The 21,510-nt window shown below is 66.8% G+C and carries 17 protein-coding genes and 1 pseudogene; 7 read left to right on the top strand and 11 right to left on the bottom strand.

Annotation, left to right across the window (positions count from 1 at the left end):
• Positions 1–3: 3 nt before the first annotated feature.
• Genes ACZYY4_RS21905 through ACZYY4_RS21885 form a run of 5 tightly spaced genes read right to left on the bottom strand, consistent with a single transcriptional unit; the run spans position 4 to position 4,834 of the window.
• Positions 4–696 carry a glycoside hydrolase gene (locus ACZYY4_RS21905; RefSeq protein WP_463812161.1) on the bottom strand — a complete coding sequence of 231 codons (693 nt, stop codon included), beginning with the start codon at positions 694–696 and terminating at the stop codon, positions 4–6.
• 54 nt (positions 697–750) lie between these two features.
• Positions 751–2,394, bottom strand: a complete 1,644-nt coding sequence (locus tag ACZYY4_RS21900; RefSeq protein ID WP_463812160.1) for an NAD-dependent malic enzyme — start codon at positions 2,392–2,394, stop codon at positions 751–753.
• A gap of 13 nt (positions 2,395–2,407) precedes the next feature.
• Complete coding sequence (locus tag ACZYY4_RS21895; RefSeq protein ID WP_463812159.1) at positions 2,408–3,667, bottom strand: amidohydrolase family protein; 1,260 nt, start codon at positions 3,665–3,667, stop codon at positions 2,408–2,410.
• Positions 3,668–3,677: 10 nt separating this feature from the next.
• Positions 3,678–4,484, bottom strand: coding sequence for an LLM class flavin-dependent oxidoreductase (locus tag ACZYY4_RS21890; protein WP_463812158.1), 807 nt, complete (start codon positions 4,482–4,484; stop codon positions 3,678–3,680).
• Positions 4,485–4,510: 26 nt separating this feature from the next.
• Entirely contained in the window at positions 4,511–4,834 is a 324-nt protein-coding gene (locus ACZYY4_RS21885) for a DUF732 domain-containing protein (protein WP_463812157.1), read from the bottom strand.
• Between the two features lie 126 nt (positions 4,835–4,960).
• Between ACZYY4_RS21885 and ACZYY4_RS21880 the strand changes: the two genes are divergently transcribed.
• Entirely contained in the window at positions 4,961–5,356 is a 396-nt protein-coding gene (locus ACZYY4_RS21880; protein ID WP_463812156.1) for a hypothetical protein, read from the top strand.
• 6 nt (positions 5,357–5,362) lie between these two features.
• Here ACZYY4_RS21880 and ACZYY4_RS21875 read toward each other — a convergent pair whose 3' ends face one another.
• Both ACZYY4_RS21875 and ACZYY4_RS21870 read right to left on the bottom strand, forming a co-directional pair.
• The gene (locus ACZYY4_RS21875; RefSeq protein ID WP_463812155.1) at positions 5,363–7,015 is read right to left on the bottom strand and encodes a ribonuclease H-like domain-containing protein; all 1,653 of its coding nucleotides are present in this window, start codon (positions 7,013–7,015) and stop codon (positions 5,363–5,365) included.
• Positions 7,016–7,027: 12 nt separating this feature from the next.
• Positions 7,028–7,606: a diacylglycerol-binding protein gene (locus ACZYY4_RS21870; RefSeq protein WP_463812154.1), complete on the bottom strand. Its 579-nt coding sequence runs from the start codon at positions 7,604–7,606 to the stop codon at positions 7,028–7,030.
• 21 nt (positions 7,607–7,627) lie between these two features.
• Between ACZYY4_RS21870 and ACZYY4_RS21865 the strand changes: the two genes are divergently transcribed.
• Entirely contained in the window at positions 7,628–8,200 is a 573-nt protein-coding gene (locus ACZYY4_RS21865) for a class I SAM-dependent methyltransferase (RefSeq protein WP_463812153.1), read from the top strand.
• On the opposite strand, the gene ACZYY4_RS21860 is transcribed toward ACZYY4_RS21865, so the two are convergent.
• Positions 8,197–8,841, bottom strand: coding sequence for a peptidoglycan endopeptidase (locus ACZYY4_RS21860; protein WP_463812152.1), 645 nt, complete (start codon positions 8,839–8,841; stop codon positions 8,197–8,199). The genes ACZYY4_RS21865 and ACZYY4_RS21860 overlap by 4 nt on opposite strands.
• Before the next feature lie 642 nt (positions 8,842–9,483).
• Here ACZYY4_RS21860 and ACZYY4_RS21855 point away from each other — a divergent pair.
• Positions 9,484–10,047, top strand: coding sequence for a hypothetical protein (locus tag ACZYY4_RS21855; RefSeq protein ID WP_463812151.1), 564 nt, complete (start codon positions 9,484–9,486; stop codon positions 10,045–10,047).
• Between the two features lie 44 nt (positions 10,048–10,091).
• Here ACZYY4_RS21855 and ACZYY4_RS21850 read toward each other — a convergent pair whose 3' ends face one another.
• From ACZYY4_RS21850 to ACZYY4_RS21840, 3 genes are all read right to left on the bottom strand, one after another.
• Positions 10,092–10,442, bottom strand: coding sequence for a hypothetical protein (locus ACZYY4_RS21850; RefSeq protein WP_463812150.1), 351 nt, complete (start codon positions 10,440–10,442; stop codon positions 10,092–10,094).
• Between the two features lie 105 nt (positions 10,443–10,547).
• A complete protein-coding gene (locus tag ACZYY4_RS21845; RefSeq protein WP_463812149.1) occupies positions 10,548–12,326 on the bottom strand; it encodes a molybdopterin-dependent oxidoreductase in 1,779 nt (592 codons plus the stop codon).
• A 205-nt stretch (positions 12,327–12,531) separates the two neighbouring features.
• A complete protein-coding gene (locus ACZYY4_RS21840; RefSeq protein ID WP_463812191.1) occupies positions 12,532–14,298 on the bottom strand; it encodes a molybdopterin-dependent oxidoreductase in 1,767 nt (588 codons plus the stop codon).
• Positions 14,299–14,887: 589 nt separating this feature from the next.
• On the opposite strand from ACZYY4_RS21840, the gene eccB reads away from it, so the two are divergent.
• From eccB to ACZYY4_RS21820, 4 genes and pseudogenes are all read left to right on the top strand, one after another.
• Positions 14,888–16,399 (top strand): type VII secretion protein EccB, encoded by a 1,512-nt coding sequence (gene eccB, locus ACZYY4_RS21835; protein WP_463812148.1) that lies wholly within the window; start codon positions 14,888–14,890, stop codon positions 16,397–16,399.
• Positions 16,396–20,586, top strand: coding sequence for a type VII secretion protein EccCa (gene eccCa, locus ACZYY4_RS21830; protein ID WP_463812147.1), 4,191 nt, complete (start codon positions 16,396–16,398; stop codon positions 20,584–20,586). The genes eccB and eccCa overlap by 4 nt, the downstream gene beginning before the upstream one ends.
• A 360-nt stretch (positions 20,587–20,946) precedes the next feature.
• The gene (locus tag ACZYY4_RS21825; protein ID WP_463812146.1) at positions 20,947–21,246 is read left to right on the top strand and encodes a PE family protein; all 300 of its coding nucleotides are present in this window, start codon (positions 20,947–20,949) and stop codon (positions 21,244–21,246) included.
• A gap of 186 nt (positions 21,247–21,432) precedes the next feature.
• Positions 21,433–21,510, top strand: a pseudogene (locus ACZYY4_RS21820) (WXG100 family type VII secretion target); the annotation flags it as partial.

Raw genomic sequence — 21,510 nt, 5'->3', positions numbered from 1 at the left:
CACTCAGTCCGGCGGCGCCGGCGTCATCGACGTGATGAAGTACGTCTCGTGCCCGGTCGGATAGCCGCCGCCGTTGGTGGCGATGTGGACGTGGTCGTAGTGGTTGGCGGTTTCATTGCCGTAATCGGACGTCCAGTTCCCGCCGCCGACTCCGGGGTAGATCTTCTGCCGCCAGATCACATGGTTGACACCCCAACGCTTGGCGTTCGCCAGGGCGTAGCCGGCGATCTGATCGCCGAGCAGGATGCCGGCGTCGCTGTGATAATCCGGGATCATCACGTCGATGGCCAGCCCGTCGGGATGCCATCTCAACGGATCCTGGCGGTATCCGTAAATCGTCTTGATCTCCTGAAACAGCACGCCGATGGTGCGGGCCGCCCAGACGGTCCTGACCTGCAGTCCGTTCTCCGGTGCCACCCCGGCGGGCAGCGGGAAGACGAACTGCTGGCCGCCGGTCGGCATCGGCACGTTGGCGGCCAGTGCGGCGGCCTCGGCCGGGTCGGCGACGCGGATCCCGCCGGTGGGCGGCGGCTGTGCAGTCGGTGGGGGCGCTGCTTGCGCGGTCTCGGCGCTTTCCCTGGGTTTCGGCGCCGGATCGTCGGTGCTCTGGGCGTGGATGAGGGCGGCGGAGACCGTCAGCGACGCCACGATGGCGAGGCCGCGACCGCAGCGTCCGACGAGCTTCCCTCTGTCCACTCAGAGCACTTTAGTGAAGTGAACTCGGATATCGCAGGACGGTGGCCAGGTCGGCTACCGAGTCGCATACTCCGGGGTCCAGCGTGATCGCCGGACCGCGGCCGCCAGCTGGTCTTCGGAGGCTTCCGGCGCGACCCCGTCGCGGACGGCCTGGATGGCCACCGCGGTCGCGATGCGGGTGGTGATCTCCGGCAGATCCTCGAAGGCGGGCAACAGCGGCAGGTCGGGATCGGCCAGGGCGGGGGAGGCATCGCCCAGGGTGGTGGCCGCCACCCGCATCATGGTGTCGGTGACGCGGGTCGCGCGTGCGGCGGTCACCGCCAGCCCGACGGCCGGGAAGATGTAGACGTTGTTGCACTGCGCGATGTGGCGGGTCCGCTCTCCGCGCCGCACCGGGGCGAACGGTGAACCGGTGGCGATCAGCGCGCGCCCGTCGGTCCATTCGTCGAGTTCAGCGGGGTGCGCCTCGGCGCGGCTGGTCGGGTTCGACAGCGGGAAGATGATCGGGTGCTCGGTCTTGGCCGCCAATTGGCGAACGATCTCCTCGGTGAAGGCCCCCGCCGCCGTCGACAGCCCCAGCAGGATGCCCACATCGACGTGGTGCACCACATCAGCCAGCCCCCGTCCGCCCCAGCCGGCCACGCGGGAAGCGGGTTGAGCGAAGCGGCGCTGGCTGTCCGACAGATCGGTGCGGTCATCGATCAACAGCCCGTCGACATCGATCGCCCAGATCCGGTCGGCGGCTTGCGCATCGGTCAGTCCTTCCGTCACCATCTCCTGTCGGATCATCTCCAGCACGCCGATGCCCGCCGAACCGGCGCCGAACATCACCACCTGCTGCTGCGCCAGCGGGCGCCCGGCGGCTCGAACCGCGCCGTGCAACGCACCGAGGGCGACGGCAGCGGTGCCCTGGATGTCGTCGTTGAACGTCAATAACCGGTTGCGGTATCGCTCCAGCAGCGGCAGTGCGTGCACGGTGGCGAAATCCTCCCACTGCAGCAGCACATCGGGCAGTTGTCCGTGCACCACGGCGACGAACTCGTCGACGAAGGCGTAGTACTCCTCGTCGCTGATCCGCCGATGGCGCCAACCGAGGTACTGCGGATCGTCGAGCAGCTCGACGTTGTCGGTGCCGACGTCGAGGATGATCGGCAGCGTGCGGGCCGGGTCGATGCCGCCGATCAGGGTGTACAGCGAGAGTTTCCCGATCGGAATGCCCATGCCGCCGATGCCCTGATCGCCCAAGCCGAGAATGCGCTGACCGTCGGTGACGACGATGACGTCCACCTGCTGCTCGCGCCGGTTGCCCAACACCTCCGACATCCGTTCCCGATCCGGGTAGGCCACGAACAGCCCGCGCGGCCGCCGGTAGATTTCGCTGAACTGCCGGCAGGCCTCACCGACCGTCGGCGTGTAGACGATCGGCAACATCTCTTCGATGTGTGCACTCAACAGCCGGTAGAACAACGTCTCGTTGCGGTCCTGCAGCGCCCGCAGGTAGATGTGCTTGTCCAGTTCGTCACGACGGGTAGAGAACTCGACGTAGGTGTGCGCGCCCTGTTCGGCGATGGTCTTGACCGCCACCGGCAGCAGGCCGAGCAGGCCGAACTCCCGGCGCTCGTCGTCACTGAAGGCGGTGCCCTTGGTGGTCAGGGGATCAAAGAGCAGATCCTGCCCCCGCCGCTGCTGATGCGTCACCGTGTCACCTCTGTCATCTCAACCGCCGGCCGTTGACGTAGACGTGTTCGATGTTGCGGTCGTCGCCACAGTAGATGAGTTTCTCGACGCGCTGCGGCAACGTCATCTGCTTGTAGCGCGTCCACATCGAGTCGTCGACGACGAGCGCATCGAACGCATAGCCCGGCTCGAAACTGCCGGTCTTGCCGAAGAAGCTGCCACCGCCCTTGGTCGCACAATAGAACGCCTCGGCGGCCAGCACCGGCCGCGAAGCCCGCTCGGTCAGGTAGTTCATTGCACCGGATTGGATTGCGCCGACAATGTTTTGGAACATGTTGAGCGCGTGCCCGGCCGAGATGTCACTGCCGAGACCGATGCGGATGCCCATGTCGTGGTATTCCGCGAGCGGCATCACTCCGCTGAGTAGGTTCAGATTCGAGTGGGGGCAGTGCGCGACGAGGATGCCGGTGTCGCGGATCACCCGTTTCTCACGGTCGTTGAGATGGATCGCATGGGCCACAACGGTGTTGGCTGTCTGCATCAGCCCCGCACGCTGGTAGGTCTCGACGAAGTCGGCGCAGTCCGGATACCGCTGCAGGGTCACCTCGACCTCGGTGCGGTTCTCCGCCAGATGCATGTGACAGGGGATGCCGAACTCAGCGGCCTGCTGCGCCAGCCCGGCCATCAACTCACGGGAGCACACCATGCTGACGCTCGGGCCGATGGCCGGAGTCACCAGCGGCGACTTGGGCAACGTCTGCTCGATGAAGCGCCGGGAGTCGGTGATCTCCTGTGCGGTGTCCTCCCGGGAGTCAGCCGGTGCGTTCTGATCCCGGGACACCTTGGCCACACAGGATCTCAGACCGGCCGCGATCAGCTTGTCGACGAGAATCCCGGTGCCCTCGGCGTGGATGGTGCCCATGACGATCGAACCGGTGATGCCATTGCGCAGCAGGGATTCGGTGAACTGGCCGTAGACCGCGTCGGCGTACGCCGCGTCGCGCAGAGCGGCTTCCTGGGGGAAGGTCAGCGTGTGCAGCCAGTCGATCAGCTCGGTGCTGCCCTGCAATCCGGTGATCGGCAGCTGGGAGGCGTGCACGTGGGCGTCGGTGAAACCGGGCAGCACCAGACGGTCGCCGTGGTCGGTGACCGGTGCGCCGGCGTATCGGTCCGGTAGCTCCGCGACGCATTCGGCGATGATGCCGTCGTCGTAGACGACGACGTAGCCGTTGGGCAGCGTGACGAAGTCCTGCGGCGTCGGGGTGAAAACGATGTTGCCGCGATGGATGTGCACGCCGGTCTCCTCAGCTGTTTGTGTGGTGTGGTGCGCCCCGCTCAACGACCCGCAGGACTTTCGCGGGGGAGTCGCCCGGCCAGAACTCCCGCACCGCCCAGGTGGCCCCTGCCGCGCGCAAACGATCGAGGTCGGCGTCGTCGGGCGCGGCCACCGCGATGTCGAAACCCGCCAGGCCGCCCCGGGCGGCCGCGACCGCATCGGCGATGCGGGCGATGCCGTCGTGATCCATTCCCAGCGGAAAGATGCCGTCGTAGCGGGCGGCGCGCTCGATCGGGGCGCCGCCGGTGCGGTTGGTGCCGAACCAGACGGGTATCCGCGGCTGTTGGACCGGGCCGGGGGCGACGCGGACACCATCGACGACGACTTCGCCGCGGTGGGTGACCGTATCGCCGGCCCACAACGCGGTCAGGGCCGCGGTGCCTTCGTCGAGCGCCCGAGCCAGCCGGCGCGGATCGCCGTCGTCACCGAACGCCGAATACTCCCGCCAGACATCGCGGCCGGTACCCAGGCCCAGAATCAGCCGGCCACCGCTGAGCCGGTCCAGGGTGACGGTCTCGCGGGCCAGGTTGATCACCCGGCGCCGCGGCAGCGGGGTCACCATCGGACCCAGCTTGATCCGCTCGGTCGACGTCGCCGCTGCAGCGAGAGTGATCCATGGGTCGGCGATATCCCATTCACCCGCAACGGGACTCAGGACATGATCCCAGACGAACAATCCGTCCCAGCCGGTCTGCTCAGCGGCGCAGGCGATATCGGTGATGGCACGCGGGTCGGCCAGCGCGCCGAACAGGGGCACGTGGATCGCGTGGCGCATCAACCGATCCTAGCGGCGGCGGGTGTCTAAACGCCCGGGCACAACTCGTGCTGTGCGGCCTCGGCGATCAACGCGAACTGCGGCCACTCCGGATAGTGCGGCTGCTGGAGTTCCACGCTCCTACCCACTCGCAGGTTCTCGCAGATCATGTGTCCGAGCGCGCGCACACTGGGCTCGGATATCGGTTCGTCCCCGGCGTAGCGGGCGGTGTAGCCGTGACTATTGAGATATTTCATGAAGCCGCTGTCGTCGGCGTGGGCCGCGGCAGGGATTACCCAGGCCCCGGCCAGGGCCACCGCCGAGACACAAGCGGCGGCCAGCGGTGCGGCGAACCGGGCGACCCAACTCATGGTGGCGATGCTACGGCGGGTACGCGCGGTGCCGGATGATCGGCCGGCGATGGCGGGCCGGCAAGATCTCCCGTGGGTGGCCTGACAGCTGCTAGCGTCAGCGGCGAGAACAGAAAGGCGCTGGATGTGAAAGCGATCGTCCTGGCGACAACCTTGGCCGCGACTGCGCTGGCCGGGCTGATCGGTGCCGCGTCATCGGCTCACGCCGACCCGCTCAATCCCCGGGATCCCGATTACTGCGGTAACAGTCCCGATATCCTGCTGTGCGCGGGCCAGAAGTCGACCTATCCGAGTGCGAGGGAGATGGCTTACCTCAACGCCATCCGGGGGCAGTTTCCGCCCGGCAGCGAAGCCCGCCGGCTCGCCGCCGGCCGGACCGCCTGTTTGGAGTTCCCGAAGCATCCGACCAGCCTGATCGTCGAGCAGGTCTCGGTCTACCTTCAGATCCCCAAGTCGACCGCCGGTCAGGTGGTCGACGCGGCTCGCACGAACATCTGTCCGCCGGTGCAGCCGCAGGGCTGAACCGGCTCACCCGCCGCAGCGCAACCCGTCGCGGATCGCGGCCTGCGCCGCGACATCGCATTCGTTGTATCGCAGGCACCACTGCCTGGCGGTGTCGGCCTCCGGCCCGTGACCGCGGGCGACGTCGATGGCCAGCTGAGACACCAGGCCGCCGGCATCGTCGACCGCCCACTGGAAGCCGAAGTATCCGGCGACGCATTTGATCGACGACGAGGTGCGGGCGAAATACTCCGCGTCGAACCACTTGCGCAGGTCGTAGGTGAGCCCGTCGAGGGCGTCAGCGACGGCGGCGAACCTGCGGGTGCTCGACGTCTCGGGGTGGTGCCAGTGGAAGACGCGTAGGGATTTGCCCTCCCGCGCAGCCTGGCCCCGCAATTGTTGTATACGGGAGGCGAATTCATCGGCGAGCTGGGCTTCGCCGTCCTCGTCGAGCGGTTCGAAGGAGACCACCGGGTCGTAGTACGCGGTGGTGTCGTCCTGGCCGTCGCGGATGCGAAGGCCCCACTGGTAGATCCGGTTCTCGGTATCCCACTCGATGTCGAAGTCGACCTCGATGTCGGCGGCCGGGACGGTGGGGCGGTCTGGTCCGCGTTGCTCGTAATCGACTTCGGCGCAGCTCATTCGGGCACGCCGGACGACTTTCGCCAGCCGGTCTGCCGGCTTCTGGGTGCGCACCGATTGGACGCGGAATGCCTCGAGGTGGGCGTCCGGGTCGACCTCCGCCAACTGTGCGGCGCTCAACGTGGTGCCGTCACCGCAGTGCCGGTACAGATACTGCCACTCCCGGACATTGAGATGGCCGGTCTGGACCGCGAAGGATGCGTCGTCGTCGCCGGCCACCGTGGCGCAGTAGTCGAACCACTCACAGGAGTCGCAGTCACTGATTCGATAGGGCCGCACCAGTTCCCGTCCGGACGCCGCGGCATGTGCGACTTCGACGCGAAAGGCGAACTCATGGTCGTAGCGCTGCAGGACGGAGCGCTTCCTACGGTGTTCCGGGTCGCTGGCCGAATAAGTGGTGATGGTCTCGGCGTCGAGGTCATACCAGGTGATGCCGTGGGATTCGCCGACGAGTTCGGTGAGGTCAGAAGTGCCGATGATGCCGCCACGGTTCACGCCGGGGTGATAACCGAGCTCTTGCAGCATCCGGGTGTAGTGCGCCAGCTGCATGGCATCCTCACGCCAGCGCGTCCCGTGATCGTTGTAGCCGGGGCAGGTCAGCAGCTGATCGGGCGCCGACAACGTCGACACCGCCACCTCGGAGCGCTTGGAGCCGCTCAGGGTGCGGTGGTTCTTGATGTCGACGGGCAGATAGCCGTTCTCGTACCGGATCAACACATCCGGTCGCCCGGCGCGGCCGTTGACCTGCGGCAGGAATGCGCCGGCGATAACTTCGACACCGGCTTCCATCGCCTCGACGGTTTGCCGCCGCTGCTCGCTGCGGTCGGTGTCGGGATCGACCACCACAAGCCGGCCCGAATCGCCGTATCGGCCCCGGAGTTCGTCGGAGACTTCTGCTTCGAAGGCGACGCCGGCCTCGCGCAGTGCCAGCACCTCCGGTGAGGGAGTCGCCGGCTCCACAGTGCCGGGCGAGAACAGGTTATGGGTGACGCGGGCGCACTGCTTGGCGTGATATCCGCCGAGCGTGACCGGTTCCATAGTCTCTAGATCCTAGGACGTCGATCGCCTTAGGGCAGCTGCGATTTCGCCGATCAGTGCCGCGACGACCCCGAACGCGAAGTAGAGCGGGACCAGCCACGGAGCCACCCCGAACAGTGCGTCGGAATCGGGTGCGTAGCGGAAATGGCCTGCCGCGGCGATCGCGATCTCGATAGCCGGCCCGCAGATCGCCGCCAGAACCCCGCAGACAATCGCCGGACGATCCCCCAGTGCACAGTAGGTGATCGCGGCGAACGCGCAGATCAACGTCGTGATCGGGACTTCCGGTGCGGTGTGCAGCATCGCGGTCACGACGTAGCTGCCCAGCACGGCGGCGATACCGGCTACCCCTTGGCGCACCGTCACCGGGGTCCGGACCTCGGGCAGATGCAGTCGCAGCTCGGCCAGGATCGCGGTGCCGGCACCGACCATGATCGGAAACCAGATCGGACTGCTCCACACGAAGGGCACCGCGTGCGACGGCGGCAGGTACTCGGTGGTTCCGGTGACCACATGGGAGTGGTCGCCGACCAGGCCCGCGGCCGCGCCCACGACGAACAGCAGTAGCGCGATCGAGGGTCGTAGTTTCACCACCGCAGTATCGTGCATCGGATGAGTGACGCCGACCGGGCCCGCTGGGACGCCAAATACACCGACCGAGGCGTGCCGTCGCCGGACGCAGTCGGCCCCGTGGCGGTTTTTGCGGCCTACCGGGACGAGTTTCCGGTCGCGGGCCACGCTATCGACGTCGCCTGCGGGCAGGGGACCGGTGCGGTCTGGCTGGCGCGGCGGGGCCTGCATGCCTGGGGGTTCGACGTATCACCGGTCGCGGTCGAGCAGGCACGCGCGCTCGCGGCGCGCAATGGTGTCGGCGACCGGTGCCGATTCGACGTCGTCGACCTCGACGACGGGCTACCCAGCGGCCCGCTCGCCGACGTCGTCTACTGTGCCCGCTTCCGCGACCGCCGCCTGGATGCACCGATGATCGAGCGCCTGGCCCCGGGCGGACTGCTGGCCGTCATCGTGCTCAGCCAGGACGGCGGGACCGCGGGGCGGTTCCGGGCCGCGCCCGGTGAGCTCCGCACGGCATTCGCCGGTCTTGAGGTGATCGCGGACGGCGAAGGGCAGGGCTTGGCGTGGCTGCTGGCGCGACGCCGGACCGACCCCGCGCCGGCGGGGGGTTAAGCCGGCGGGGGCGCGTCGCGCTCGGGCGACTCCGGGCCCGGCTCGGCCGGCGGCGGGCCGTCCATCGGCGGCGCCTCACCGGGCGGTGCGTCAATCGGGGCCTCGAACGGCGGCAGCTCGGCCGGTGGGGGCTCGAACGGCGCCGGGGCCCCGAACGGTGGCGCCATCTCGACGCCCATCGGCTCGGCGGGCGGCTCGGGAGCCGGCTCCACCATGGCGGCGAACTGCACCGGGGCTTCCATCGGCGGAGCTTCGTCGCCGGGCGCCTCGGTCGACATCGGCAGGAACATGTGGTGGGTGAACTGCGGCTGGTAGGCGCCGCCGCCGCCGATCCTCACCCCGCCGGGCTCGCCACTGGACACCGGAGTGCCGTCCGGCAGCGTGACCGCGGTGTGGCGGCTGTTCCAGCCCACCACCAGGGCGCCGGGAGCGGTGCCGTACTGGAAGCCGCGAGCCAGCAGTGCCGACTCCTCGTTGGCGGTGTGGAACCGGTTGCCGAACGCCGGCCGGCCACTGGCCACATTGGACACCCACGAGGCCAGGCCCGAGCAGTCCGTTCCGGCGGGGCTGTCCCCACCGGTGATGTACGGGGTGCCGGAAACCTGCTGGATGAGCACCATCAATGCATCGATACCAAACATGAGCAGGCACATTAACAATGGCTTTCCGCACCAGCCAAAATCTGTGGCAGGCATCACGTTTGAAGTTGAAGTTGTTAAACATTACGCCGCAACGGAAAACAGCAGGTAGGAGGGTGAAAATTTGCCGCGCAGACCGGATTTCGATGATGAATTGCAGGTGAAAACTCCGCATACGCCAGTTGAGAGTGGTTGCCACGAAACTCATTCGAATTGGCACCCGAATTCGCCTGATGAATAGGCTAACTGCGTGGCTGGTACCGACGGTGTCGGCGAGAACGACTGCTGCGCATAGCGTGCCGTTTCGGCACGTATACAGCGTCAACGATTCACGTTGGCGTTCCATCTTTTTCGATGAATGGCAAACGAAGAACAACCGACCCCGCTGATGCCCGCGTCGAGCGGCAGCGGTCGCTCGGCGCGCCAGCTGCGTTTGGCCGAAGGGATGATTCCGGCCGGCGGGCAGGAGGTCGGACCGGTCCACGCGGACCATCGACGAATGCCGACTGCGCCGGCGCCGCCCAGACGAGATGAGACTGTGACGCGACGCCTCGCCCGTCGTGAGGAGTCCGAGTGAGAAGATGACGACGACGCGCATGCCGATCAGCGGCCGTCGCAGATGTGGACATGAGACGGTATTCAGCTATGCAGAACCACAGCTACCTGACTTACGAGGAGTTCGGGCGGAAGTTCTTCGAGATCGCGGTCACCGAAGAGCGTGTGGCAGCTGCGTTCGCCGCGATCGCCGGTGACGAGTTCGAAATGCCCTCGATGCGTCAGGGGCCGGGCGGGATCGCCCGAGTCAGCGCGAAGGTGCGCATCGAGCAGCCTCGGGTGACCCGCGGTCTGGGTGATCTGCTGACGTTCGCGATCCACATTCCGCTGGTGATCGATCTGCTCATCGACCTACGCCTGGACAAGCAGCGGTTCACCGTCGCCGGCGACATCGCGCTGCGGGCCACCGCCCGGGCCGCCGAGCCGTTGCTGTTGATCATCGACGTGCCCAAACCGCGGCCGTCCGACATCACCGTCGAGGTGTCGTCGACCTCCATCCGCGGTGAGCTGCTGCGGATCTTCGCCGGTGTCGACGGGGAGATCCGACGGTTCATCGCGAGTTATGTCGCAGACGAGATCGAGAGCCCACAGTCCGAGCAGGCTCAGATCATCGACGTGGCCGACCGCCTGGACTCCGCCTGGACGGGGCTCTGACCGGTCGGCGTCGAGCGTCTGCCCCGAGCGGTCGGCCCAGGGGCCTACGGGTAGGGGATCGCGGGGATGGCGGGGATCGCCGGAATGGCCGGGATCGCCGGAATCGCCGGAATGGCGGGGATGGCAGGCGCCGAGGGAACCCGGGGCGCCGCCGGTGCGGGCTTCGCCTCGCCCTGGGCGGGGCGCTCGATGGCGGGGGCGGCGCTGGTGAGTGGGGCTTCCGGGGCCGTGGTCAGGTCCGGCACGGTTTCTGCTTCGCTGGGGGCTAGCGGTATCGGGGCCATAGGGGCGGCCGGGGCGTTGGTGGTGTCGCCGTAGCCGTTCCCCTCGGAATCGCCTTCGCAGTCACCACAGGCGGTCGCCACCGCGCCGACGGCCAGCCCAGTCACCATCATCGACAGGACTGATCTTCCGATACCGCGATTCCGCATATGGATTCTCCCGTTGGTCGGTTTCTCCTGGCACAGCTTACGGGCCGACGGATGCGGGCGCCTCGTCGGTTACAACGTCTGCCGGTATCCGAAGTACTCGTGGTCCTCGTTGTAGCCGCCGTAGCCGCTGCCGACTTCGTCGAAATGCCTTACGAATTCGATGCCGGCGAGCCATTTCACCATCTTGAACCCGTGCTGCAATTCGTTGCGCAGCCGCAGCGGCGCACCGTGACCGTAGGTCAGTGGTTCGCCGTTCATGTCGTAGGCCAGCATGGTGAGGTGGTGGTCCATCTGTCCGATGGCGTGGGCATCGTAGTAGAGGCCGCCGTCGGAGCCGGGTGCCATCGAGTAGAACACCACCCACTTGGCCTCAGGCAGCGGCTTGACGATGTCGAGGATCGTCTTCATCGACACCCCGCCCCATTTGGCCACCCCCGACCAGCCCTGGATACAGAAGTGTTGGGTGATCTGCTCGTGGTAGGGCAGGGCCTTCAACTCCGCGAGGCTGAAGTTCGTCGGGTGCGCGACGAGGCCATAGACATGCAGCCGCCAGTCGACGAAGTCGTGAGCCTCTAACTCCTTGTATTCGACGGTTTGCGGGTAGGTGCCGTTCTGCCAGAAGTAAGGGGAGATGTGCTTCTCGGTGAACGCGCCCGGCTCCGGATTGACGAACTCGAACGCATGTTGCAGCGGACCGATCAGGGCATAGCCGACCCGTTGCACCACCCGCGGATGCCGGTAGGTGAACGGGGTGGCCCACACCCAGGCCACGGTGGTGAGCGTCATGGCCGCGGCGAAAACCCAGAACCCGACCAGGCCGGTGTCGTCACGCGAGGCGAACATGTGGTTCAGGTTGCGCACCGCGTCGGTGGCGAAGACCAGGGTGACGTGCACCACGATGAAGAAGACGAAGTAGACCATCACCAGGAAGTGCAGCGAGCGGGCCAGTTGGATGTTCAGCCGCTTGCTGATGTGCGTCAGCCGCATCGAGACCGCGGGCCCCATCCCCAGGCCGGTCAGCACGGCCGCCGGCGCGGCGATGAACACCGTGGTGAAGTAGGCCAACAATTGCAGGCTGTTGTAGGCCACCCAGCCGTTGTCGGTCGGCCAGTCCAATGACAGATACTGCAGCCCCACCGACACCGCGTTGGGGAAGACGTCCCAGCTGGTCGGAACCAGATGGCGCCAGTGCCCGTTGGTGAACAGCAATACGTAGAACACGGCGCCGTTGACCAGCCACACCACATCGGTGCCCAGGTGCCACCAGCGGGCCAGGCCGATGGCGTGCCGGATACCGGGCAGCCCGAACTGGTCCGGCAGGCCGACCGAGTCGGCTTTGGCGGTCCACATCGGGTCGTTGGGAACCGGCTCGGCGATCCGCAGCCAGTCGTGCTTGTTCGGAGTCGCGTTGCGGGTGAAATACAGCCGGGGGTGATCGGCCAGGATCTGGATTCCGGACCGGACGATGAACGTCATCAGGAACAGGTTGAAGAAGTGTGTCCAGTTGGCCCAGGCCGGGATACCCGGCTTGCTGCCGGCGGTCATCACGGTGCCCGGGTGCCGGCCGATGAAGTCCTGCACCGCGGCAAAGCCGACGAGGTACTTGGTCACGGCGACGGCGGCGACCAGTGCCACCAGGCCGATCGGGAGCAGCCACAGCAGGTTGAACCACCGGTCCCGTCCGACGCGAAGCTGCGGCGCGATGGCCCGCCGATTCTGATCGAGGCCACCGGCCCACGTCTCGAAATTCACCACGTCACCGGCGGGCTTCAACTCATCACGGTGAGCTATCAGTGCTGCTTGACCGGTGGCGGCCGGGTTGGCCTGCTGACCTGCGACGTCTGACATAACCCGGCGTGCCTCCTCGTACCAGCGAATATTGCGGATCAACGTGCGTTATATTAGCGCATTAATCGCAGCACGATACAAATTCTTTGGGGCGGGGGAGGTTCGGATCGCCGGGAGTCGGTCTACGGCCGCAGGCCCGTGCCGGATAACGAAAACGAGGGCCCGGCCGGGCCCTCGTTTTCGGGATTTACGAGCGAGTCGAGCGTCAGATCGTCTGGTGGCGACCGAAGAACTTGTGGTCTTCGCTGTAGCCGCCGTGGCCGCTGCCGATCTCCTTGTAGCTGGCGACGAACTCGATGCCCTTGATCCACTTGACCAGCTTGTAGCCGTGCTGCAGTTCGTTACGGAGCCGCAGTGGCCGACCGTGCATGTAGGGCAGCGGCTGGTCGTTCATGTTGTAGGCGAGCATCGACATGTGGTGCCACATCTGGTCCACCGGGTGCGCGTTGTAGAAGATGCCGCCGGTGGCGCCCAGGCCCATCGAGTAGAAGATGGCCCACTTGGCCTCCGGAAGCGGTTTGACGATGTCCATGATCGTCGACATCTGCACGCCGCCCCACTTGGCCACACCGGACCAGGCTTGCACGCACATATGCTGGGTGATCTGGTCGTGGTACGGCAGCGTTTTGAGGTCCTCCAGCGAGAACTCCATCGGGTTCTCGACCAAGCCGTAGACCTTCAGTCGCCAGTCCTTGAAGTCGTTTGCCTCCAACTCCTTGTACTCGACGGTCTCCGGCAGCCGGCCGTTGCGCCAGTGGAACGGCGAGATGTCGGCCTCGGTGAACGTGCCGGGCTCCGGATTGAGCTTCTCCAGCGCCCGCTGGAACGGCCCGATCAAGGCGTAGCCGACCTTCTGCACCACCCGCGGGTACTTGAGCGTGAGCGGGGTGGCGGCGAGCCAGCCGACGATGCACACCACCGCGGCGACGCAGAAGACGTAGAAGCCGACCGGGCTGTGGCATTCCGGCCCGGCACCTACCGCGCAACCGCGGGCGGCGAACATGTGGTTGAGGTTGTCGAAGGCGTCGGTCGCGAAAACCATGGTGACGTGCACCAGAATGAACATCAGGAAGTAGCAGAGCACCACGAAGTGCAGGGACCGCGCGATCTGCAGGTTCAGTCGCATGTGCTTACTGATCAGCCCGAGCCGTTGCGACAGCGCCGGCGACATGCCGAGTGCGGTGATCAACGCTGCCGGGGCGGCGACGAACACCGTGACGAAGTACGAGATCAGCTGCAGCGCGTTGTAGTTGGTCCAGGTGTGGTCATCGGGCCAGTCCAGCGATGCGTACTGGATCATCACCGAGGCGGCGTGCGGGATGATGTCCCAACTCATCGGCACGATGCGGCGCCACTGGCCGGTGGTGAACAGCAGCACGTAGAACACCGCGCCATTGAGCAGCCAGAGCACGCCGAGGCCCATGTGCCACCAGCGGGCCAGGCCGATCGAATGACGGAAGCCCGGCAGCCCGAATTGTGGGGGCAGGGCGACGGTGTCGGCGTTGGCCGTCCAGTACGGGTCGTCGGGAACCGGCGGCCCGACCCGCAGCCATTCGTCTTTGCCGGGGGTGGAGTTGCGGCTGAAGTACAGCCGCGGGTGGTCGCAGAGGATCTGAATTCCGGCCCGGATGATGAAGATCATCATGAACAGGTTGAAGAAGTGGGTCCAGCCGGCCCAGGCGGGCAGGCCGCTCTCGACCGCGGTGGACGGGCTGCTGCCCGGGTATTGCGCGATGAAGTCTTCGATGCCGGGGATGTTGCGGACGCCCTTGCCGATCGCGATCATCGCGATCAACCCGACGAAGCCGATCGGGATCAGCCACAGCAGGTTGAACCACTTGTCTTTCCCGACGCGCAGATGCGGGGCAACCGCACGGCGGGACAGATCGAAGCCGCCGCCATAGGTCTCGACGTCGACGGTGTCGTCGTGATTCTTGTGAATCTCGGTGCGGTAGCCCTGTTCCAGCTCCAACTCGACGTCGATGACGTCGGTCGAGTAGCTGACGTGGTGGGTTGTCTCTTCCGTGGCTGGTGAGGTGGCAGGACCCCGAGGGTCGAGCTGGCCTTCGGCACCCTGTCCGTCGATGGTCGTCACGCCGCGACAGTACAGTGGGGAGGCTGCCCCCCAGCTGCTCTGACACCAAATGCACAGGGTTCTGGCAGGAAGCTCCGATTTAGCAGATGCGGGATCTGAACTAGGCTCGCCTCCTCGATTGCGGTACGGGCCTGCCGGCCGGCGCGGGTCGGATGCTCTTTTGATCGACACGATTTTTTCGGGGCGTCAGCAGGGGTCAGGGCCGGACGGCACACCATCGCACTAGGGCGACTCCCGCGCGTAACTGACCGTTCACGTGACGCGTCCATAATTCAACGAAGAAACGGCGACCCCGTAATTCGTCATCGCTGCCGGATTGCAATCTGCGCGGCGGGCGGTCGCTACACAACACGGCTAGCATGCGCAGTGGACAAACTGGTGATCAGGCAGGGGCAGATGACGACCAATAAGGCATCGGAACGGCGCCGTAGCCGGGCCGTTCAACGGGGGCGAGTTGGGACGCACCGTGGCTGAGGAACAGCGGGGGCCCGGTTACGGCCTTGGGTTGTCGACGCGCACCCAGATGACCGGTTACCAATTCCTGGCGCGACGGACCGCGATGGCGTTGACCCGCTGGCAGGTTCGGATGGAGGTGGAGCCGGGCCGGCGACAGTCGCTGGCGGTGGTCGCCTCGGTGTCGGCGGCGGCGGTCGTCTGCCTGGGTGCGCTGCTGTGGTCGTTTCTGAGCCCGTCGGGCCAGATGAACGAATCGCCCATCATCGCCGACCGCGATTCGGGTGCCCTCTATGTGCGGGTCGGCGACACCTTATATCCGGCGCTGAATCTGGCCTCGGCCCGACTGATCGCCGGTCGCCCCGACAATCCGCACAAAGTGCGCGCCACCCAGATCGCCGAGCAGCCGCACGGTCCGCTCGTCGGCATTCCGGGCGCGCCGTCGGAGATTCTGCCGACGACACCCTCGTCGTCGTCGTGGTTGATCTGCGACACCGTCGCCAACGTCCAGGGTGTGGGAGCGGTGACGCCGGTGACGGTGACGGTGATCGACGGGAGCCCCGACCTCAACTCCCGCCGCCGGGTGCTCGACGGCCCGGATTCGGTGGTGTTGCGCTACGACGACGAATCATGGGTCGTACGCCAGGGCCGCCGCTCGCGCATCGACGCCGCCGACCGGGCGGTGCTGTTGCCGCTGGGCCTCACGCCCGAACAGGTCGACCACGCCCGGCCGATGAGCCAGGCGCTGTTCGACGCATTGCCGGTCGGGCCGGAGTTGGCAGTGCCGTTCGTGCCGGAGTCCGGCCGCCCGCCGGCCTTCCCGAACGCCCCCGGGCCGGTGGGAACGGTCTTCACGACACCGCAATTGGCTGGGCCGCAACAGTATTCGGTGGTCCTGGTGAACGGTGTGCAGACGGTGTCACCGGTGGTGGCGCGTATTCTGCAGAACGCCGGGGCTACCGCGGGCGGTGCGCCGGTGGTGGTGGCGCCGCCGGAGCTGGCGAAGATGCCGGTGGTCACCGGGCTGGACCTGTCGGCCTACCCGGAGGGACCGCTCAAGGTCGTCGACATGAAGGAGAACCCGTCCACCTGCTGGTGGTGGGAGCGCTCCAACGGTGACAGCCGGGCCCGGGTGCAGGTGGTGTCCGGTCCCACGATCCCGGTGTCGCAGAAGCAGATGAGCCGAGTGGTGTCGCTGGTGAAGACCAACAACAACAACATGCCGCAGGCCGACCGGGTCTACTTCGGCCCGGGCTACGGTAATTTCGTCGCGGTGACCGGCAACGACCCGGACGCCTCAACGCGCGAATCGTTGTGGTGGTTGTCCGCGTCCGGCGTGCGATTCGGAGTACCCGGTGACGACGAGCGCAAGGCGCTGGGTCTGGTGAGTGAGCCCGCGCTGGCACCGTCGGTGGCATTGCGGCTGCTGGCGCACGGGCCGACGCTGTCCCGCCAGGATGCGCTGGTACGTCACGACACCCTGCCAACCGACATGAGCCCTGCAGAATTGGCGGTACCCAAGTGAAACGTGGATTCGCCCGGCCGACGCCGGAACGCGCGCCGGTGGTCAAGCCGGAGAACATCGTATTGCCGACGCCGCTGAGCGTCCCACCGCCCGAAGGCAAGCCCTGGTGGCTGGTGGTGGTCGGGGTGCTGGTCCTCGGCCTGCTGGTCGGCATGGTCTCGATGACGGTGGCCAACGGTTCCCGGATGTTTTTGGGCGCCGGTTCCATCTTCCCGATCTTCATGATCGGCGGCGTGGCGATGATGATGTTCGGCGGCCGCTTCGGCGGTGGAGCCCAGCAGCTGAGCCGGCCCAAGCTCGACGCGATGCGCGCCCAGTTCATGCTCATGCTGGACCGGCTGCGGGAGTCGGCGGCGGAGTCCGCGGACAGCATGGACGCCAACTACCGGTGGTACCACCCGGCGCCGGTCACACTGGCCGCCTCGGTGGGAACCTCGCGGATGTGGGAGCGCCAGCCCAACGGCAAGGACCTCAACTTCGGGCTGGCCCGGGTCGGGGTGGGGATGACGCGGCCCGAGGTCACCTGGGGCGAGCCGCAGAACATGCCGACCGACATCGAGCTCGAACCGGTGACCGGCAAGGCGCTGCAGGAGTTCGGGCGTTACCAGAGCGTGGTCTACAACCTGCCGAAGATGGTCTCGCTGCTGGTCGAGCCGTGGTATTCAGTGGTCGGCGACCGCGAGCAGGTACTCGGGCTGATGCGCGCGATCATCTGCCAGTTGGCGTTCTCGCACGGGCCCGACCATCTGCGTATGGTCGTGGTCACTTCCGATGTGGCGCAATGGGATTGGGTGAAGTGGCTGCCGCACTTCGGCGACCCGCGCCGTCAGGACGCCGCGGGTAACGCTCGCATGGTGTACAGCTCGGTGCGGGACTTCGCCACCGAGCACGCCGAACTGTTCTCGGGGCGTGGGTCGTTCATGCCGCGCCACGCCAGCTCGTCGGCGGAGACGCCGACACCGCACCACCTGATCGTCGTCGACGGTGTCGATCCGCAGTGGGAGTACGTCAACACCACCGAGGGCATCGACGGCGTGACGTTCTTCGACCTGACCGGGGCCCCGGAGTGGCGCGGTGTTTCGCAACGGGTGCTGCGCTTCGACGACAGAGGCACCATCAACGCCCTGCCGCGCGACCGCGACACCTGGATGGTCATCGACGACAACGAGTGGTTCTTCGCGCTGGCCGACCAGGTCAGCCAGAACGACGCCGAGCAGTTCGCGCAGCGGATGGCGCACTGGCGGCTGGCCGAGGCCTACGAGGAGATCGGCCAGCGGGTCACGCACCACATCGGAGCCCGCGACATCCTCTCCTACTACGGCATCGAGGATGCCGGGCGGATCGACTTCAACCAGCTGTGGACGAGCCGGCAGCAGGAGGGCAGCCGGTCGCGGCTGCGAATCCCGTTCGGCAACCGCTCCGACAACGGTGAGCTGCTGTTCCTCGACATGAAGTCGCTCGACGAGGGCGGCGACGGCCCACACGGCGTCATGTCGGGAACCACCGGCTCGGGTAAGTCGACGCTGGTGCGCACGGTGATCGAATCGCTGCTGCTGGGGCATTCGCCCGAGGAGCTGCAGTTCGTGCTCGCCGACCTCAAGGGTGGATCGGCGGTCAAGCCGTTCGCCGGGGTACCGCACGTCTCGCGGATCATCACCGACCTGGAAGACGACCAGGCACTGATGGAGCGATTCCTCGAGGCGATGTGGGGCGAGATCGCCCGCCGTAAGTCGATGTGTGACAGCGCGGGCGTCGACGGTGCCAAGGAGTACAACGAGATCCGGTCCCGGATGCAGGCGCGCGGCGACCACAGCCTGCCGCCGCTGCCGATGCTGGTCGTGGTGATCGACGAGTTCTACGAGTGGTTCCGCATCATGCCGACGGCGGTCGAGGTGCTGGACTCGATCGGCAGGCAGGGCCGCGCCTATTGGGTGCACCTGATGATGGCGTCGCAGACCATCGAGAGCCGCGCCGAGAAGTTGATGGAGAACATGGGCTACCGGTTGGTGCTCAAGGCGCAGACGGCCGGTGCGGCACAGGCTGCCGGCGTGCCGAACGCGGTGAACCTACCGGGCAAGGCGGGCTTGGGCTACTTCCGCAAGAGCGGTGAAGAGGTCATCCGCTTCCAGGCCGAGTTCCTGTGGCGCGACTATCAACGAGGCGGCTTGCTCGACGACGAGGCGTTGCCGCAGGTGCACTCCATCGACTACATCCGGCCGCAGCTGTTCACCACCGCGTTCACCCCGCTGGAGGTGAGCGTCACCGAGCTCGAGGCGGCCGAGGAGACCCCGGCGATCACCGCCACCCCGGCCGAGGAACCCGCCGAGGAAGAGGACGCGATCCGGATTCCCAAGGTCGGCACGGTGATCATCGATCAGCTGCGCCGGATCGATTTCGAGCCTTACCGGCTGTGGCAGCCACCGCTGGACGTACCGACGGCCGTCGACGAGCTGGTGAACCGATACCTGGGCCACCCGTGGCAGGAGAACTACGGCACCCGGCGTGACCTGGTCTTCCCGATCGGGCTGATCGACCGGCCCTACAAGCATGACCAGCCGCCGTGGACGGTGGACACGTCCGGACCGGGCGCCAACGTGCTGATCCTGGGCGCCGGCGGGGCCGGCAAGACGACGGCGCTGCAGACGCTGATCTGCTCGGCGGCGCTGACACACACCCCCGAACAGGTCCAGTTCTACTGCCTGGCGTACAGCGGCACCTCGCTGACCACGGTGGCCGGACTGCCGCACGTGGGCAGCGTCTGCGGACCCACCGACCCCGACGGCGTGCGCCGCACGGTCGCCGAACTGCTGGCGCTGGTGCGGACCCGCAAGCGCAGCTTCCTCGAGAACGACGTGGCTTCGATGGACGTCTTCCGGCGGCGCAAGTTCGAAGGAGCCCCGGGGAAGGTGCCCAACGACGGGTTCGGTGACGTCTACCTGGTGATCGACAACTACCGCGCGCTGTCCGAGGAAAACGAGGTGCTCGTCGAGCAGGTCAACCAGATCATCAACCAGGGGCCCTCATTCGGTGTGCACGTCGTTGTCACCGCCGACCGCGAATCGGAGCTGCGGCCACCGGTCCGCAGCGGCTTCGGATCCCGGGTTGAGCTGCGCCTGGCCGCGGTGGAGGACGCCAAATTGGTGCGTTCCCGGTTCGCCAAGGACGTCCCGGTCAAGCCGGGCCGGGGCATGCTCGCGGTCAACTACGTCCGACTGGACAGCGACCCCCAATCCGGTCTGCACACCCTGATCGCACGCCCCGCGCTGGGCGACACCGATTCGCGGGTGTTCGAGTCCGACAGTGTCGCCGCCGCGGTCAGTCAGGTGGCGGTGGGCCGGGTGCGTCCGGTGCGGCGCCTGCCGGCGCGGTTCGGGCTGGACGAGGTGCGGGCGGTCGCGGCCAACGACCAGCGCGAAGGAGTGGGCGCCGGCGGCATCGCCTGGGCCATCTCCGAACTCGATCTGCAGCCGGTCTACCTGAACTTCGCCGAGAACGGGCACCTGATGGTGACCGGGCGCCGCGAATGCGGCCGCACCACCACCCTGGCCACCATCATGAGTGAGATCGAGCGACTGTACGCGCCGGGCGCCAGCACCGCCCCGCCCACCACGAAGCCGTCCGCGCAGGTGTGGCTGATCGACCCGCGCCGGCAACTGCTGACCACGCTGGGCTCCGACTACGTGGAGAAGTTCGCCTACACCATGGACGGGGCGGTCGCCATGGTCAACGAGCTGGCCGCCACGCTGGCCAACCGTGAGCCACCGCCCGGTCTGTCCGCCGAGGAGCTGCTGTCGCGCACCTGGTGGAGCGGACCGGAGATCTTCTTGATCATCGACGACATCCAGCAGTTCCCCCCCGGCTTCGACTCGCCGTTCCAGAAGGCCGCCCCGTGGGTCACCCGCGCTGCTGATGTGGGCCTGCACGTGATCGCCACCCGGACCTTCGGTGGCTGGTCGTCGGCGGGCAGCGACCCGCTGCTGCGGGCACTGCACCAGGCCAACGCACCGCTGTTGGTGATGGACGCCGACCCGGACGAGGGCTTCATCCGCGGCAAGATGAAGGGTGGCCCGCTGCCCCGAGGCCGTGGTCTGCTCATGGCCGAGGACACCGGGGTGTTCGTGCAGGTCGCCGCCACGGAGTTGCGGCGGGCGCCGGCGCACGAACGGGCAGCCACTCCGGTTCGCTGAGCTGTCGCACCGGTCACCGCTGTGGCGCTCGTAACAGGCCACGGCGGTTGCTGACGGCGTCACTTTCGGTGCCGCGGGCGGCATTTCGCCGCTTCCAGATTTTATCGGCGGGCATCGTTGCCCCGGCGTCGGCGGGGCCGACGGCCACCGGCTGCGGCAGCGAATGACAGGGCTGTGTTTCGGCAGGTCGGCTCCGTTTCGTGGGCTGCACGACCGGTCTCGGGTTACCCCTCTGTTACCCCAGGTGAACAGTTGCTGCCGACAGATGAACAGTAAGTATCATCGGTCGTTTCGGTGGTTTTGAGCCCTTAGGCTCAGTGTCGGAAAGATTGCTGCAGGCGATCCGAGGAGGAGATTCGAATGTCGTTCGTCAACGCGCAGCCGGAGGCACTGTCCGCCGCTGCCGGAAATCTGAGCGGGATCGGGTCGGCGTTGAACGCCCAGAACGCCGCTGCTGCGGCCCCGACCACCGGCGTGGTTCCGGCCGCCGCCGACGAGGTCTCGGCGCTGACCGCGGCGCAGTTCGCCGCCCACGCGACGATGTACCAGCAGGTGAGCGCTCAGGCCGCGGCAATCCACGAGATGTTCGTGGCCACGCTCAACAGCAGTGCCACCTCCTACGCCGCCACCGAGGCCGCCAACGCGGCCTCGGCCGGCTGACCGGATCGCGGAGCAGGAGTGACGGAGATGTCGGCAATGGGCTGCGAGCTGATGGAAGGGGGAACCATTCAGATGTTCAAGGCCGGCTGTCGGCTACCGACGTAATCGGCAGCTACCTCCGGCAACCTAGACAACCAAGTCGGCCAACAACCAGAATCAACGAACTTCAGACAAGGAGACACAACGGTGGCAACACGCTTTATGACCGATCCGGACGCGATGCGTTCGATGGCGGGTCGTTTCGATGTGCACGCGCAGACGGTG

Source organism: Mycobacterium sp. IDUB_21, assembly GCF_055419425.1.
The sequence above is the reverse complement of the archived record's forward strand: the minus strand, read 5'-3'. Positions and strand labels throughout refer to the sequence as shown.